Origin of the sequence: Ezakiella coagulans (assembly GCF_003096635.1) — a bacterium.
GTDB lineage: Bacteria > Bacillota > Clostridia > Tissierellales > Peptoniphilaceae > Ezakiella > Ezakiella coagulans.
The window spans coordinates 1-15,964 of record NZ_QEKV01000007.1 but is presented as its reverse complement, the minus strand read 5'-3'; the positions used below and the strand labels follow the sequence as shown (position 1 = coordinate 15,964).

Sequence of the window (15,964 nt, the reverse complement as noted above, 5' to 3'; positions counted from 1 at the left end):
ATAAGCGTACGATTATTTATAACAGAATATATATGATGATTATAGCATTAATTATACAATTTTTGCAGATATAAAATTAAATAAATTAATTGTTTTACAAATATACACTAAAAAATGCAGGCATATTACCTGCATTTTTACTGAATTAATATTTCAATTATTTTTAATTTTTAATTATATTCTCTTATTCGGTTTCAATGTTTTATTTCCGACTTTAACAACAGAATTTTCCAAAAGTGTCATCTTGTCGAAATAAGATTTTTTGAGTTCAGGAACATCGTCTCTGTATTGTACATCACTAGGGCCTGTTTTTCTAAGCGACATACCGTTATCAACTGACAACAAATTATTCGGAGATTCCGATTCGCCTTTAAATTGGACTATATCAAAAAGTCTTCCGCCTGCACCGGAGCTATTTTTTAAGTCATAGAATCCAAGTCCGATTTCATATAATCTAACCCTGACATCTTTTAGATTTTTTAAAGGAACTTCAACTGTTACTTGTGGATTTCCAAATTTGTATACAAGATTTCCATTTTTAACATCTGCGCTTACATTCTTTCCTTCCGGTAAAGCCGGTGCTAGTGGAACAATAATAATTTGGTCCGCAATTTTAAAGCATTCCCTCATATCGTCATAATATACTCCACTCGATGTGAAAAAGTCCATGCTGGATTGCTTGATCAAATATTTATTTTTCGAATAAAATTCAACCTTCATTCCCATATCTTCATATTCCGGATTATATGTGTTACTCAGATAATATGATTGAACGAAGCCTTCATCTTTTTTGTATGCTTCAACAAATTTGCTTCGAATTTCAAGACGCTCACCATCATCTGATTCTTTAATGAACATTTTGTCATCAAATTTAGGTGGCAAAATTAATTTAATACCGAATTTAGGAAATTCTTTTGCTGTGTATTCGTTTGTTTTATGAATAGGGAATTTTTCAGGTTTTACTCCGATGTAAACAGAGCCGGATGCTTGATCCCAACCGACTGTTTTAGAAAAAGCCTCACCGAAGAATCTGAGTGGAACGAACGTTCTGTCATTTCTAATAAGTGTCTTTACATCCATAAACCCCTTTACTCCATCTTTTACATATTCATTTGCGCCGACTTTAAGCTCCAAAGTTTGTGTGCCATTTGTAATTGTTATACTCTTTGTTTTAGCATCATAATCAACCTTGTATCCCATAGTTTCTGAAATAAAACGAAGCGGCACAAATGTTCTTGAGTTTTCCATGATAACATCAGCTTGTTTTTGCTCACCGTCAATAAACAAGTTGTAACCTTCAGCCTTTGAGTAATTGCTTGAAATCAATATGGCAATACATGCTGCCAAAATACAAATAAATTTTTTCATACTTACCTCCAATATGATAAATTGTATAATATAATTATACAATTTAATATTATAAAAATCAATCTAAATTATTTTATAGATATAAATACAAAAACTCACCGCATGAACGGTGAGTAAAAATCAATTTATTTGTTTGTTTGTTGTTCGCATGCTTTTACAACTTGCGAAAGAAGAATCGTAGTTGTAATTGAGCCTACTCCACCCGGTACAGGTGTAATTGCTTGTACATAGTCTTTAACTTCTTCATAGTTTACATCGCCCGACAATTTTCCATCTTCTGTTGTTCCGACTCCAACGTCAATTACAATAGAATCATTTGTGAAATATGATTTGTCAAGTGATGCAGGTCTGCCCAATGCGGTTATAACAAAATTTGCTCTTCTAGTGTGGTTCTTTAAATCCTTTGTGTGACTGTGACAAATCGTGACAGTTGCATTCTCCGAAAGAAGCATCATCGAAAGCGGTTTTCCAACAACCATAGAACGATTAATAACGACAACTTCCTTGCCGTCAAGATTGTATCCGTGACCTTTTATCATTTCAACAGCAGCACGCGGTGTTGCCGGTTCAAGGCCGCTCTTGTCACCTTCAAATATCTTCTCAAGATTTACCGGATTCATTGCGTCAACATCTTTTTCAGGTGCGACAACATTTACAACTCTTTCTTGATCAATAGATTTTGGAAGTGGTCTAAACATTAAAATTCCATGAACTTTTTTGTCAGCGTTCAACTTTTCTATTTCAGCAATTAGTTCATCAGTGGTAATTGATACCGGTAGTCCTATTGGTTTTGTGTGAAGACCAATGGATTCCGAAACTTTTAAAATTGCCCTTTCGTACGAAATGTCCGAATCATTTTCTCCAACCCTAACAATTGCTAACGTTGGACTAACTTTTTTGTTTTCTAAGACTTCAATTCTCTTTTTTAATTCAGCTTTTAGCTTATCTGCTACTATCTTTCCTCTCAACTCTTTCATAAATACCTCCATTAAAATAAAAAAGCGGACTAATCCGCTTTTAATTTATAAAACTCTTCTTGCATTAACATAAGTTCTGATATAATAATTTGAATTTAATTTGTCAATAACAACGCCTGGATTTATCCCTGAAGCAGAATGAATAAATTGTCCATTTCCGATATAAATTCCGACGTGACTTACTCCTGCTCCTGATGTATTGAAAAATAACAAGTCTCCAACTTGAAGGTTTGCCTTGTCAACAGGTTTTCCAAATCTTGATTGTGAAACACTTGTTCTTGGCAATTTAATACCCATTTGTCTAAAAACAAATGTAGTAAAACCGCTGCAGTCAAACGAGCTTGGACCTGATGAACCAAATACATAAGGTTTCCCAAGCTGTGATTTTGCTATTGAAACAAGATTGTTTGATTCTGCAATGTTGACTCTATTAAGTTCATCATCGCTTCTATTAAGGAATTCATCTTGAAATCTGATATTATCTTTTTGAATTGCAAGAATGTTTCCAGCATTATCAAGACAAATAAAATTCCCATTTTCATAATCACGAACAATTACAGCATCATCTTTGTTGTATTGGCGTCCGCCATATACAAAAGCATTCTTAATAAATCCAAGGTTTATTTTTGGCATAACTGATACGGATATATCTTCAGAAAGAACATATCCTGTAAGATCGTCTTCAGTTTTAACCAATGAAAATTGACCTTCGTTTTTTATCACACTAAGCTCTTCGTCTTCGAGTAAAAATCTTATCGCATCATCTGTATTTTTATCTTTCTTGAGAGCTGTGATTCTCTTAACTACAATATTACTTGAAACTACTTCTTTAAGAAGAATATTGTTCTTAGTAACAAGGACATTTTCATTATTTTTTACTACAACATATCCCTCAGACTTAGTTTCTTTTATTTCAACATTTTCGCCGTCAGTAAATGACGTTTGTTTTCCGCTCGGCGTAGTTACTTGTACCGGGTTAATTATAGTACCTGTGTCAAACGTTGCAAGTGCCAATACGGCAACAGCACCCGTTACTCTTAGTACATTCTTTATAACTTTGTGCATAGTTCCTCCTTCGCGATATATTTATTTTACCATATTTAAATATATCGTGTCAAGCTTCTTATGTAAACCCTCGGATGAACCGAAGGTTTTAGATTATTTTATGTTGTAGAATGTCTTTAATCCAAGATATTCAGCATCATCGCCAAGTTCTTCTTCAATTCTTAGAAGCTCATTATATTTTGCAACTCTATCAGTTCTTGCAGGAGCCCCGCTCTTAATTTGTCCTGCGTTTAATGCAACAGCCAAATCAGCAATAAAACTATCTTCAGTTTCTCCTGATCTATGACTTATGACGGCAGTATATCCTGCTTTCATAGCCATTTTTACAGCATCAATGGTTTCTGTAAGAGTTCCGATTTGATTTAACTTAATTAGAATTGAATTTGCGACATTTCTCTTTATCCCGTCTTCAAGTCTCTCTGTATTTGTTACAAACAAGTCGTCGCCAACAAGTTGGATTTTACCGTCAACTTCTTTTGTAAATTCTTCCCAAGCTTCCCAATCGTCTTCTGCAAATGCGTCTTCAATTGAAATAAGAGGATACTTATCAATAAGCTTTTTATAGTACGAAATGAGCTCTGAAACTGTATATGATTTTCCTTCACCCTTCATTTCATAAATTTTCTTTTCGGTATTATAAAACTCTGTGGATGCAACGTCGAGTCCAAGATAAATATCTTTTCCCGGTTTATATCCTGCTTTTTCAATAGCAGAAACAATAACTTCAAGTGCTTCTTCATTTGACTTTAAATCCGGTGCAAATCCACCTTCATCACCTACACCCGTTTGAAGTCCCTTGTCCTTTAAAACATTTTTTAATTCGTGATATATTTCAGCACCCATTCTTAAAGCTTCTTTAAAACTCTTAGCACCGACTGGTAAAATCATGAATTCTTGAATATCTACATTGTTGTTTGCATGTTCCCCGCCGTTTAAAATATTCATCATCGGAACCGGAAGAGTCTTTGCGTTGACTCCACCGATATATTTATAAAGCGGCATTTGTAGTTCATTTGCAGCAGCTCTAGCAACTGCCATGCTTACGCCTAAAATAGCATTTGCCCCAAGTTTTTCCTTTGATTTTGTGCCGTCAAGTTCAATTAAAACTCTGTCAATCAGTGTTTGTTCAAATATAGAAAGTCCAATAAGTTCCGGTGCAATCACATCGTTTACATTTGAAACGGCCTTTAAAACACCCTTTCCTCCATAACGTGATTTATCTTTATCGCGAAGTTCCAAAGCTTCGTGAATACCCGTAGAAGCCCCACTTGGAACCATTGCTCGACCAATTACTCCATTTTCCGTAACAACATCTACTTCAACAGTCGGATTTCCTCTAGAATCCAATACTTCCCTTGCATGTACATCTAAGATATAACTCATTTATTTCACCTCACAATTTAGAATTCTTTCCCAATCATCCACTTTGAGCGAAGCTCCGCCTACTAAAACTCCATCCACATGATCAGTATTAATAATTTCATCAATGTTTTCCTTATTCACACTTCCGCCATATAGTAAATGAACGTCTTCTTTAACACCATCATACATATAGTCGAGTGTATTTCTTAAAAACTCAAGAGTTTTTTTGATTTCACCGATTTTTGCAGTCTTACCCGTGCCAATTGCCCAAATCGGTTCATAAGCATAAATAATATTTTTTGCATCTTCGATTGAAACACCACTCATAGCTTCTTTTAGCTCTTTATATAAATAAGCTTCATAAGTTTTATTTTCTCTCTCAGAAAGCGGCTCGCCGACACATAAAACCGGTGTTAAGCCTGCAGAAAGAATCATTTTTATTTTTTCATTCAAAAAATCGCCGTCTTCATTAAAAATAGTTCTTCTCTCGCTATGTCCAACCAGAACATATTTAGCACCGAAGTCTTTAACTTGAAGTGCACTTATTTCGCCTGTAAACGCTCCTTTTTCTTTTGAATATACATTTTGAGCACCATAACATGCATTTGTATCTTTTAATGCGTTTTCGCACATTTCGAGATAAACAGAAGGGACAAAAATAATTTCTTCCCTTCCATCTTTAATCTTCATTTTATTTATAGATGAAAGAAGGGATTTTGCTTCATCCCTTCTCATATTCATCTTCCAATTAGCCGCTAAAATTTTACGTCTCAAACTATCACCTTTATTTATCACTAATTGCAGCGATACCAGGAAGTTCTTTTCCCTCCATCATTTCAAGACTTGCTCCGCCGCCCGTTGAAACATGAGACACTTTGTCTTCATATCCCGAAAGTTTTACAGCTAAAGCACTGTCTCCGCCGCCAATAATCGAAATCGCATCAGATTCTGCAACAGCTTTTGCAATTTCAAAAGTTCCTTTGCTAAACTTTTCATTTTCAAACACGCCCATTGGACCGTTCCAAATAACAAGTTTAGCCTTCTTTATTTTGTCTGCAAATAGATTAATAGTCATCTTTCCAATATCAAGTGCCATAGTATCTTTAGGTATATCTTCAAGCAAAACCGTTTCTACATCTTTTGGCTTATCTAAACTTTCGGAGACCACAACATCAACCGGTAAGACTAAATCAACTCTAGCCTCTTTGGCTTTTTCAATTAGCGATTTTGCAAGCTCAACTTTGTCATCTTCAACAAGCGATTTGCCCATGTCATATCCATTTGCCTTCAAAAATGTGTTTGCCATTGCTCCACCAATCAAAATTGCATTTACTTTATTTAAAAGATTTTCTATGACACCAATTTTATCGGAAACTTTTGCCCCACCGAGAATTGCGACAAAAGGTCTTTTTGGATTGTCAAGATTATCTTTTATATACTCAATTTCTTTTGCTACAAGAAAACCTGCAGCAGAAGGCATCAGTTCTGAAACTCCAACGTTCGAAGCATGAGCTCTGTGGGCTGTACCGAAAGCATCATTTACAAAATAATCAGCATGCTTTGCCAAAAGTTTTGCAAATTCCGGATCATTCTTTTCTTCTCCCGGTGAAAATCTTGTGTTTTCAAGAAGCATGACTTCCCCGTTCTTCAAGTTTTCACTTGCAGCAATTGTCAACTCATCTGCAGGAGTCGTTGCTTCAATAAAAACAACATCTTGTCCCAAGAGTTCCTCAAGTCTTGCCTTTACAGGTGCAAGCGAAAATTCTTTTTTATATTCACCCTTTGGTCTGCCCAAATGGCTCATAAGAATAACGCGAGCTTTTTGATCTATCAAATACTTTATTGTTTTAAGTGAAGATCTTATACGAAAATCGTCTGTAATTTCTCCATCTTTCATAGGAACATTAAAGTCTACTCTGACAAGAACTCTTCTTCCTTCGACTTTTAAATCCGTTACTATCTTTTTCATTTTTATTTTTCCGCTTTTGCAACCATTTGAGCCAAGTCTACAACACGCATTGAATAACCCCATTCGTTGTCATACCATGCTACAATTTTGAACATATTGTCTCCCATTTGAAGAGTAAGTTTTGAATCAACAATTGATGAATTCTCATCTCCTGTAAAGTCTACAGAAACTAATTCTTCTTCTGTATATCCCAATATTCCCTTCATCTTACCGTTTGCAGCTTTTTTAAGAGCATTGTTAACTTCTTCAACCGTTGCAGATTTTTTAAGTTCTAAAACAACGTCAACTACTGAAACAGTCGGTGTCGGAACGCGAAGTGCATAACCGGTTAATTTTCCTTCAAGTGAAGGAATAACAAGTGCAACAGCCTTTGCAGCTCCTGTTGTTGTAGGAATCATAGACAATGCCGCAGCTCTTGCTCTTCTTCTATCTTTTTTATGTCTGCTATCCAAAAGCATTTGGTCTCCCGTATATGCGTGTACAGTTGTCATAAGACCTCTTTCGATTCCGAATTCATCTTCGATAACTTTTGCAACAGGTGCCAAACAGTTTGTTGTGCAGCTTGCATTAGAAATTATATTTTGTGTATTTTTGTCATAAGTGTCATCATTTACACCCATAACTATTGTATTGTCCAATTTTTTGCCCGGAGCTGTCAAAATAACCTTCTTAACAGTGCCACGAAGATGTTTACCAAGACCTTCCATATCCTTGAAAGCACCTGTTGCGTCAATAACAATCTCAACTCCATCTTTTGACCAGTCAATCTTTTCAGGGTCACGTTCTTGAGTGAAATTAATGCTTTTACCGTCAATAACAAATCCGTTTTCAGTCGCTTCTATTTCATGAGGCAATTTCCCATAAATTGAGTCATATTTGAATAAATGAGCTAAATCATCAAGATTACCGCTTGCATTTATGTGAACCAATTCTAATTCAGGATGTTTTCCTTCCAAAAGAATTCTTGCTACATCACGTCCAATACGGCCAAAGCCATTAATACCAACTTTCATTTAAGTTCCTCCTTAAAAATTCGTTTCCAAATGGAAATCTTTTGCACAAATCTAAATGTGCTCTTACACATATATTATACCATAGATTGATTAAATTTTCTAATGTTTGAATATAAATAAAAAAAGATAAATTAATTACACAGGTTCTAATTTATCTCTCTTTTTAACAAATTTATTTTAAATTTTTATTAATATAAAGCTTATAAGACTCGGAATCATATGGAACTAAAATTTTTCCGCTAATAATGTCATTCTTTATTTCATCTACAGTTTTCAAGCCTTCCTCATCCAAATAATTCTTTACATCAACAAAAACTACATCATCTTCTAAAGAATACTCCGAAAAATTCGGCTCCCCGCTTTCCATAAACTTTTTAATTACTCGCCCATAATCCACCGTTATTGAAATATCCGGTCTCAACGACCCGTTCGCCAAATAATCATCAAACTTTATTAACTTATAACTTGCGTCATCGTCTTTTATATCCGCATCTCCTGAAACACTAAAAACAACATCCGCCCCACCGTTCTTAAAGCTATTTAAAAGTTCACTCATAGCATCAACATCATGAAAAGAACTTAAATAATCCACATTGAAATCAATCGGACTTTCTGTTTCAAGATAATTTACTCCATTCTTAAAACCATATTCCACACTTTCAACTAAAGGGATTTTCTCTCCACCGACAAATAAAACTTTTCTATTATCTGAAATCTTAGAAGCTATAATGCCGGCAAGAAATGCTGCGTCCTCACGCTTTATTGCAATCTCCTTCAAATTTTCACGTTTTTCTTTTAAAACTGAATCTATAAGAACAAAGTTTTTCTCCGGATACTTGTCACAAATCGCAGGAAAAAATTCGTTCATAACAGTCCCGATACCGAAAACTAATTCCGAATCTTCCAAATTAAAATGTTGTGTTTCGTCTATTGTAAGCTTTTTTGCATCAATATTAAAATTATTATTTAAACTCGAAACAACCTTATCCACAAAACTTTTATCGCTGTAGTATCCGTGATCCAAAACTCCGACCTTTATCGGCGTAACATTCTCCGGTTCTTTAACTTCCTGTGGCTTTTTACAACCGAAAATAAATAATGCAATTAAAATTAAAATAATTATTCTATTTCTATTCATATAAATTCTCCTAATACCATTATTCTATAGACTAATTATATAGTAAACCAAAAATATTTTCAAACAAATAGAGACTTGATTTTCTCAAGCCTCCATGTTGTTTAACAATAATTTATTTGCTCATTGTAAATTTTACAATCTTATCAAGTACCAATGCAAGTTCCTTTCTACTTACAAGACTCTTAGGACCTAATTCTCCGTTCGGTTCAATTTTTAATAAACCTTCTTGAAGTACTCGTATAACAGCATCTTTACTCCAATTTTCCAAACTTCCGAATTGAGTTAAATCAACTTTACTACCCTTTGGTAATTCTATTTTGAAAGCATCTAGCATCCTGCAAATCATTATAGCAAATTCTTGTCTTGTGACTTTTTGATTTGGCTTAAAGGTACCATTTTCATATCCTTTAATAATATTCATGAAAGCAGCCCACTTAACTGACTCAGCATACCAGGCATCGTCCTTAACGTCTTCAAATTTTACATTTTCCCCAGCGTTTTTATCCGTTGCCAATCTTCTAAATACTTCAGTTACCATCGCTCTTGAAATCGAAAGATCAGGAGAAAATTCTTTTTCACTCGTTCCAACAAGAACTCCACGACTGACCATATTCTTTATAGCTACGCCGAAATCGTCATTAGGGATATCCTTTAAATTGACAGGTAAAGTCGGCTCTTTAACATCAAGCTGAACTTCTTTTGCAATCGGTTTTAGTACGGTATTTTCTTCAGCCTTAACCTCTTGTTTTTCTTCAGTTTTAACTTCTTTCTTTTCTTCCGGCTTTATTTCCTCTTTCTTTCCATTTGTATCCGGTCTGCGTCCAGGTCTCGGTCTTACAACTACATCATAATCCGGCACCGGTTGTGGATCCGGTTCAGGTTCAGGTTGTGGTTTTGGTTCAGGTTGTGGTTCCGATTTTTCTTCCCTTAAGTCAAGTTTTACGTTCAAACTCCATTGGTACGCATAAGCAAATGTAAACTTAATTTGTGCATCTACTAGCTTATCTTTATTTTCTTTTAAGAAATCATCACTTAAATTTAATTTAATCTTATTTGTTTTCAAATCGTAGCTTGCATCCACTTCATCTAAGTTTGTTTCTATCATAGTATAGTCTTGAGCCATTTGTAACGCATCTTCATCGCTAGGCGCATCATCTTCATTCATTTTCTTAATTAATGTTGTGAATAGTTCCTTGTAGCCTTTGTATTTATTATCAAATTCAAGTTCTTTTACACTTACTTTTATAGGCTCATCTTCTGTAACGCTTTGTGCCCAGAAGTTCAGACTTCCAATTCCCATTTGAGCTTGCATATACTTACCTGCAATATATTCGCCAAGGCCCTCATATGTTTCGATGTGGTTGCCTGAAAGGTCCATATCCTTTATATCTGGGAACATCTTAATAACAGTTGCATCTTTTAAACTGTTAGCCGATACATCCAAGAAGTTAAGCTTAGTCAAATCTTTTAGCATAGATATATCACTTATGCCGTGACTATTGACTCTCTTCCCATCTATCATCTTTTGTCTTACATTATTATGCACGTCAAGACCTGTTAAATTAGTAAGCCCTTTTATTGGTGTAAGGTCTTCTATCCAGTTGTTGTATAGTTTTAAGAAAGTAAGATTAGTCAATCCTTCAAGCGGCTTTATGTCAACAATTCTGTTTCTTGAAATTTCCAGATACTCAAGCTTGTCTAAGTCTTTCAAGTAGCTAATGTCGCTGATTTCATTTTCATTTAACTTCAACTTCTTAAGATTCTTAGCATATTGTATGCCTTCTATGCTCTTAATTCCATAGCTTATCATGAATTTAAACTCATCTGTACCTTCCAAGCTCTTTGGAGTTCCAAGTATGGATTTATTAGCATCGTCTTGAATTCCAGGCTTGCCGTCATTATCTAGCCAATGAGAGATCAATGTTAAGCTTTCCATCTCTTTCTTAGTAACTTTTTGATTGTCAGGACGATTTGGATCCAAGTTCTTGTTTATAACTTTTAAGAATTTAGGATCTGGAATATTAATATATTCATCTTGTTCTAATTTTTCATAAACAAAAACTAATTCTTCGATATCTCCGATAACTGTATCAAATTCAATGTCCTTGTGGTCCTTAACCCATTGTTCAAGTTTTGCAAGTTCTTGTTTTTCATCTTCTGATATAGTTCCATTTTCTGCTAACTTTCTAAGCATATCAATCTTGGCGAGTTCTTTATTTAGGTCTTTGTTTAAACCCTTGAGCTCTTTATATTTATATCCATCAATTTCAGGCGCTTTATCAATTCCCACTACTCTTAACGACATGTTTTTCATAACATGCATATTTTCTGTAGTTTTTATTTCATTACCACTTTCATCTTGGTATTTCACAGAAAGTTCTCGAACAAATTCTTCATGTTTTTTTCTGATACCTTGGTCTTCACCGTCATCAAGAAGTAAAACACTAGTTGTAAGCTCCGTATCGTAATTTACACCGTCTATAGCGATTTCATATGTGTAAGTTATGTTTCCTCTGTATCCACGCGGTGCAATCACTTCAAGCATTTGAACATTATCTTTTCCGTAAAGCCCCTTGCTTACACCGACCATGATGAACTTGTCGCCGCTGTCTTGAGTGCCTTCGTTAACCGGATACCAGTAAACATATTTTCCGCTTCCCGCAGGAACCTCAGCTTTCGCTCTAATCTTTGTCATCGGGTTCTTAAAGTTTGTTCCATAAATCGTAACCCAAGTCTTTTTGCTTTCTTGTCCCAGAGGTGGAGTTGTATGAGTTAGGTCCGGCTTTTCCGTGCTTCCGCCGCTTGTACCGTAACTTTGAATTCTCGCAAAACCGAGAGTCATATCATCTTTGTTCTTTCCTTCCGGTAAAACTGATAGAACAAGAAGATTCGCTCTATCATTTGCTGTAGCATTGACATCCGAAACATATACGCGTCCGTCAGTTGATAGAAGAACAGTATAAGACTCAGTTCTATTTGAATTGTTTTCCGGCAATGTGAACTTCAATATTTGTTCACTTCCATTGCCCTCCAATGTGTAAGGAACTTCTGTTTGTTCACTGTCTTTCTTAAGATTTTCCATCTTAATGATTTTTACTCTTGTGTGACTTGCATTCGTTTCGTCATCACTTAATTCAATTCCATGAATTTTAAGCTCAACATCTCCACCTTGTGAAGTTAATACCTTATCACTTATGAAATCTGCTGACAATATAATTCCATTACCGTCTTGAATAAAGTAGCTGTTTATTCTATTGTCTTTTCTTCCATTGTAGATTCCTTCCGGATTTTTGAATGTCCTAAATCCGAATCTTATCTTAGGTGCATTCTTAAATTCTCTTTCTTCTGATAATGTTACAATTATCTTGTTACCTTGAATTTCAACTGTGTCAGCATCTTTAAGCTTTTCAAATTTAGGCTCAGCTTTTACATATTTTCCTTCGTGTTTTTCAATATCTGCTGTTCCATCAAACGCTATTTCTGTATTATCTTTCAATGCATTTGGATATGCTTCAAAAATGTCGTGAGTAAACTCAGTTATAATCTTGTTTCCAGCTTTAAATATTCTGTTCGCTTGGAAGTTTATAGAGTCGTTGTTGCTGCCGTACTTGTTTTGAACCAAGTTTGCAGTCATTTTTTCTTCACCGGCGTAATATAGCTTTAGAGTATAAGATTTGTCTTCAACGCTTTCTTTGAAAGTGATATCACTTGTCGCAACATCTTCTCTTCCAATAAATGGACTCATCATCATAGAGCCGCTTATATCACTATCTCCATCATATACCTTTACACTCAGCTTACTTGTATCAATGTTTTCACCAAAAACAGAAGCTCTTACTGAACCACCGCTAAGAGGAATATTCTCATTTGTTAAAGTAAATAGCTCAATACTAGCTTCTTTTTCTTCTTGGGACTTCTTCTTTTGAACTATAGTAAGCTTCTTACCATTTTGAAGCTTGTTTTTAATCATGAATGTTACTTCATAAGTGATGTCCTTGTCACTTGTGTTTTCAGGAAAAGGAATACTAGCTACTCTAGCATTCTTAGATCCAGTGAATGTAGTTTTTATAGAAGGATCCATAACTGTATCTTTCTTTACAATAGCATCTAATTCACCATCTTTCAAGATGTCACCGTTTATAAGTGTTAGATAAACTTTTTTATCTTGCTCTTTTGAGTCAATCTCCATGTTTAAAACGTCATCTTTAATATCTTCAGTATCACTAACACGTGAAATAGTAGCAACTCTCTCTATTGGGTCTTCATCATTACCACCAAGTGTACATTTATTCTCTGTTCCATCGATATTTATATTTAATTTAATACCGTCACTGTAGTCTCCAGGTAATTCGCCATGTCCTATACTGATCTCATATTTTTTACAACTTTTTGCAAAATTTTCAAGTATTGTTAGTTCTACTTTAAATTCATCTTTAGATATATTTGTAATTTTATTGTTTACACCATTAAAGGCAATTTTACCATTAGAAGTATACTTAACTTGTAGTTTATCGACATTCTTAGTCTTTACAATTGCTGTATAAGTTTTACTTGCATTCTTAATATTTTCAGTAAATGTCTTAACCAGCTTTCCGTCACCCATATCCATGCCAAGAATTTGTGCTTTATTAGTATCTTCACCTGGTGTAGGTGTAGGATTTGGATTAGGCTCAGGACCCGGATTAGGTTCTGGGCTTGGCTCGCCAGAATCTTCTTTTCCAGAAACTCTTACATTTATCTTTCCACCACTAGACCACTTTTCGCCCTTAAACTCAATAGTCCAAACTACATCAGACTCAGTTTCATTTTTAGGTATAGTGCAAGTGTATAGAAAATAATCGCCCTTATTTTCTACATTAGGCTTAAGATTATTGTTGTAATCATCTTGTTGATAAAAAACTGTATCTTTTCTAGCTCTAGTTTGTAAATTAGTAATGCCTTCAGTATATACTTTAGCCTCTAATTTACCTCCCGACTTTTTGAAATCAACACTTAATTCCTTACTTTTTGCTCCATCATTGATGGATATACCAATTAAATTTGCACCTTGTGCATTAAGCACTGGCACAAATGTAATCATCATCAAGAATACAAGTGTCAATGAAATTATTCTCTTCATAAAAAACCTCCAAATAATTTTTTTAGTCAATTATAATTATAACATTGAAAGTACTCTAAATCAAGTAAATTTTTGTTAAAAATGCATATTATTTATTGTTTCCAGCCTATTAACTATTAATAATTCCGTATTTGTGATTTAAGTCATAAGATTAATGGATATTTTAATAATTATATAAAAAAGAAGGCCAATTATGAACATGGCCTTCTTTAAATTCGTAGGTAATGATTTGTTTATTTTATTTTTCCGAGTCAAATACTTGAACTGCAAGGATTGTGTGTAATGGATAATCCTTCTTTTCTGTACCGTAATTATATATCACACCGCTGACTTTTACGTCCAACCAAGTGGTGTTATAACTACTGCTCATCATGTTTCTGTAATGTCCTTCGCTACCTTTCCATATGTCAAATAAATACTTTGCTATAAATTTTACATCATTAATATACTTCGGATCTTGAGCACTATATTTTTCATTCCCAGGAGTGTAAGTATAAACCAAAACATTCTCTCCGAGCGAACAACCCTTACATCTATCATAAGAAGGTAAATAATCAAAAGCCGTTCTAAAACTTCTTAATCCATCTAGTCTCTTGTGTGATTGATCATAATTTTTTCCAGTTCTGTGATAACCATTTTCAGCAAGTTCGATTGCCCTCGTCTCAGTTCCTCTTCTAAGATGTTCTCCAAGAGTAAGAGGTGCCACTCCATTTGCTTCTCTCTCTTTATTCAACAAATACATAAATTCATCTCTTAGCTCATCAAAATCAATTATTTTACCACTATTAAAAAGTTCTGTAAAATTGTTTGTATATTTGAATTTTTCATTATTTAACTGAGCTTTATTTGCTTCTATTGTTTTTTGTTCGTCTATATTATTTTCGTATTCACCTTTATTATTTATTAAATCTATAGTAGATTCATTTTCATTTGTAGATGATGGCGAATCCATTCTTATAATTTTAAATAAAAGACTTGTAAGTTCTGCTCGTGTAATTTGTAGTTCCGGCTTAAACGAGCCATCAGGAAAGCCACTTATTATTCCACCTGCGACAAGATTTTGTACTTCCGCTTGAAACTTTGAGTTATTTATATCTGAAATTTGAACTTTTTCCGTTCCTTCTATTCCTTTAAACAAATTACTAATAATATATGCTGTTTCTTCTCTAGTAATTGCTCTTGAACTTTCTGAACCCGCAAAAATATTCATAGGCATTCTATCCATAGCAAAATTCACTTCTAAATATCCCCAATTTTTACTATTCGGTTCAATTTGGTAGTCCGCAACTTGATTGTTTACCAATTCTTGATTCGACATAGCATATCTTCCTAAAATCGCAAGTGCTTCCTTTACAGAAATCATATTGTCCGGTTTAAAGCTTCCGTCCTCATAACCGTTTATAAATCCCTTACTTGCAGTCTCTACAATTATATCTTTCGCCCAGTGACTGGAAATGTCCTTAAACTCAATTTGAGCCGACTCAACGACTCCGCTGCTAGCTATTAGTATTGCCAACAGAAGTGCAATCATTATTTTTTGCTTATTTAACTTAAACATAATTCACTCCTGTAAAATATATTTCTATATTTATTATAATATATATTTAAATATTTTACAATATAAAATATTGTTTTAAAATACCAATATTAAAATAATCTATATTGTCAATAAGAAGTAAAATTTATAGGCTCTTTGTCAACAATGGGGGAGGCTTGCATAAAAACAAGCCTCTCTTTCATTTAAAAATACACATTATTAGTAAAACATAACTACTAAAAATAACTCTGTTCAATTTCTCGGATTTTTTGCATGGCAAACAAAACCCCTAGGGGTTTTCGCCGCCGCTGTTACATATTCTTTTCTATTTACACATCAAAAATATTCTATTCCTAAAACTATCGAAGTTTCTAAAGCCGTAGCTTATTCTTTTTAATGTTTTTATTTTTGTATGT

Annotated in this window: 11 protein-coding genes; all 11 read right to left on the bottom strand. The window is 34.2% G+C overall.

All coding sequences use genetic code 11. The annotated features are described in order from the left end of the window. Window positions 1–174: 174 nt before the first annotated feature. On the bottom strand, window positions 175–1,368 hold the full coding sequence (locus tag C7381_RS06235) for a copper amine oxidase N-terminal domain-containing protein (protein WP_116480303.1): 1,194 nt from the start codon (window positions 1,366–1,368) through the stop codon (window positions 175–177). Between the two features lie 125 nt (window positions 1,369–1,493). Next, window positions 1,494–2,345: a bifunctional 5,10-methylenetetrahydrofolate dehydrogenase/5,10-methenyltetrahydrofolate cyclohydrolase gene (locus C7381_RS06230; protein WP_116480302.1), complete on the bottom strand. Its 852-nt coding sequence runs from the start codon at window positions 2,343–2,345 to the stop codon at window positions 1,494–1,496. 45 nt (window positions 2,346–2,390) lie between these two features. Then, window positions 2,391–3,410, bottom strand: a complete 1,020-nt coding sequence (locus C7381_RS08715; RefSeq protein WP_052085375.1) for a C40 family peptidase — start codon at window positions 3,408–3,410, stop codon at window positions 2,391–2,393. Window positions 3,411–3,503: 93 nt separating this feature from the next. Beyond that, the gene (eno, locus tag C7381_RS06220) at window positions 3,504–4,793 is read right to left on the bottom strand and encodes a phosphopyruvate hydratase (protein WP_034545883.1); all 1,290 of its coding nucleotides are present in this window, start codon (window positions 4,791–4,793) and stop codon (window positions 3,504–3,506) included. After that, window positions 4,794–5,567, bottom strand: a complete 774-nt coding sequence (gene tpiA / locus C7381_RS06215) for a triose-phosphate isomerase (protein ID WP_116480301.1) — start codon at window positions 5,565–5,567, stop codon at window positions 4,794–4,796. It abuts the gene before it with no gap. Further along, window positions 5,557–6,741: a phosphoglycerate kinase gene (locus tag C7381_RS06210; RefSeq protein ID WP_116480300.1), complete on the bottom strand. Its 1,185-nt coding sequence runs from the start codon at window positions 6,739–6,741 to the stop codon at window positions 5,557–5,559. Before C7381_RS06210 ends, tpiA begins: the two co-directional genes overlap by 11 nt. A 2-nt stretch (window positions 6,742–6,743) precedes the next feature. Next, window positions 6,744–7,754: a type I glyceraldehyde-3-phosphate dehydrogenase gene (gene gap / locus C7381_RS06205; protein ID WP_116480299.1), complete on the bottom strand. Its 1,011-nt coding sequence runs from the start codon at window positions 7,752–7,754 to the stop codon at window positions 6,744–6,746. Window positions 7,755–7,926: 172 nt separating this feature from the next. Beyond that, window positions 7,927–8,892, bottom strand: a complete 966-nt coding sequence (locus C7381_RS06200; protein ID WP_116480298.1) for a BMP family lipoprotein — start codon at window positions 8,890–8,892, stop codon at window positions 7,927–7,929. 112 nt (window positions 8,893–9,004) lie between these two features. Next, window positions 9,005–14,011, bottom strand: a complete 5,007-nt coding sequence (locus tag C7381_RS06195; RefSeq protein WP_116480297.1) for an S-layer homology domain-containing protein — start codon at window positions 14,009–14,011, stop codon at window positions 9,005–9,007. Window positions 14,012–14,249: 238 nt separating this feature from the next. Continuing rightward, window positions 14,250–15,569 (bottom strand): CAP and S-layer homology domain-containing protein, encoded by a 1,320-nt coding sequence (locus C7381_RS06190; RefSeq protein WP_116480296.1) that lies wholly within the window; start codon window positions 15,567–15,569, stop codon window positions 14,250–14,252. Between the two features lie 304 nt (window positions 15,570–15,873). After that, window positions 15,874–15,954: a hypothetical protein gene (locus tag C7381_RS08860; RefSeq protein WP_425433148.1), complete on the bottom strand. Its 81-nt coding sequence runs from the start codon at window positions 15,952–15,954 to the stop codon at window positions 15,874–15,876. Window positions 15,955–15,964 lie beyond the last annotated feature (10 nt).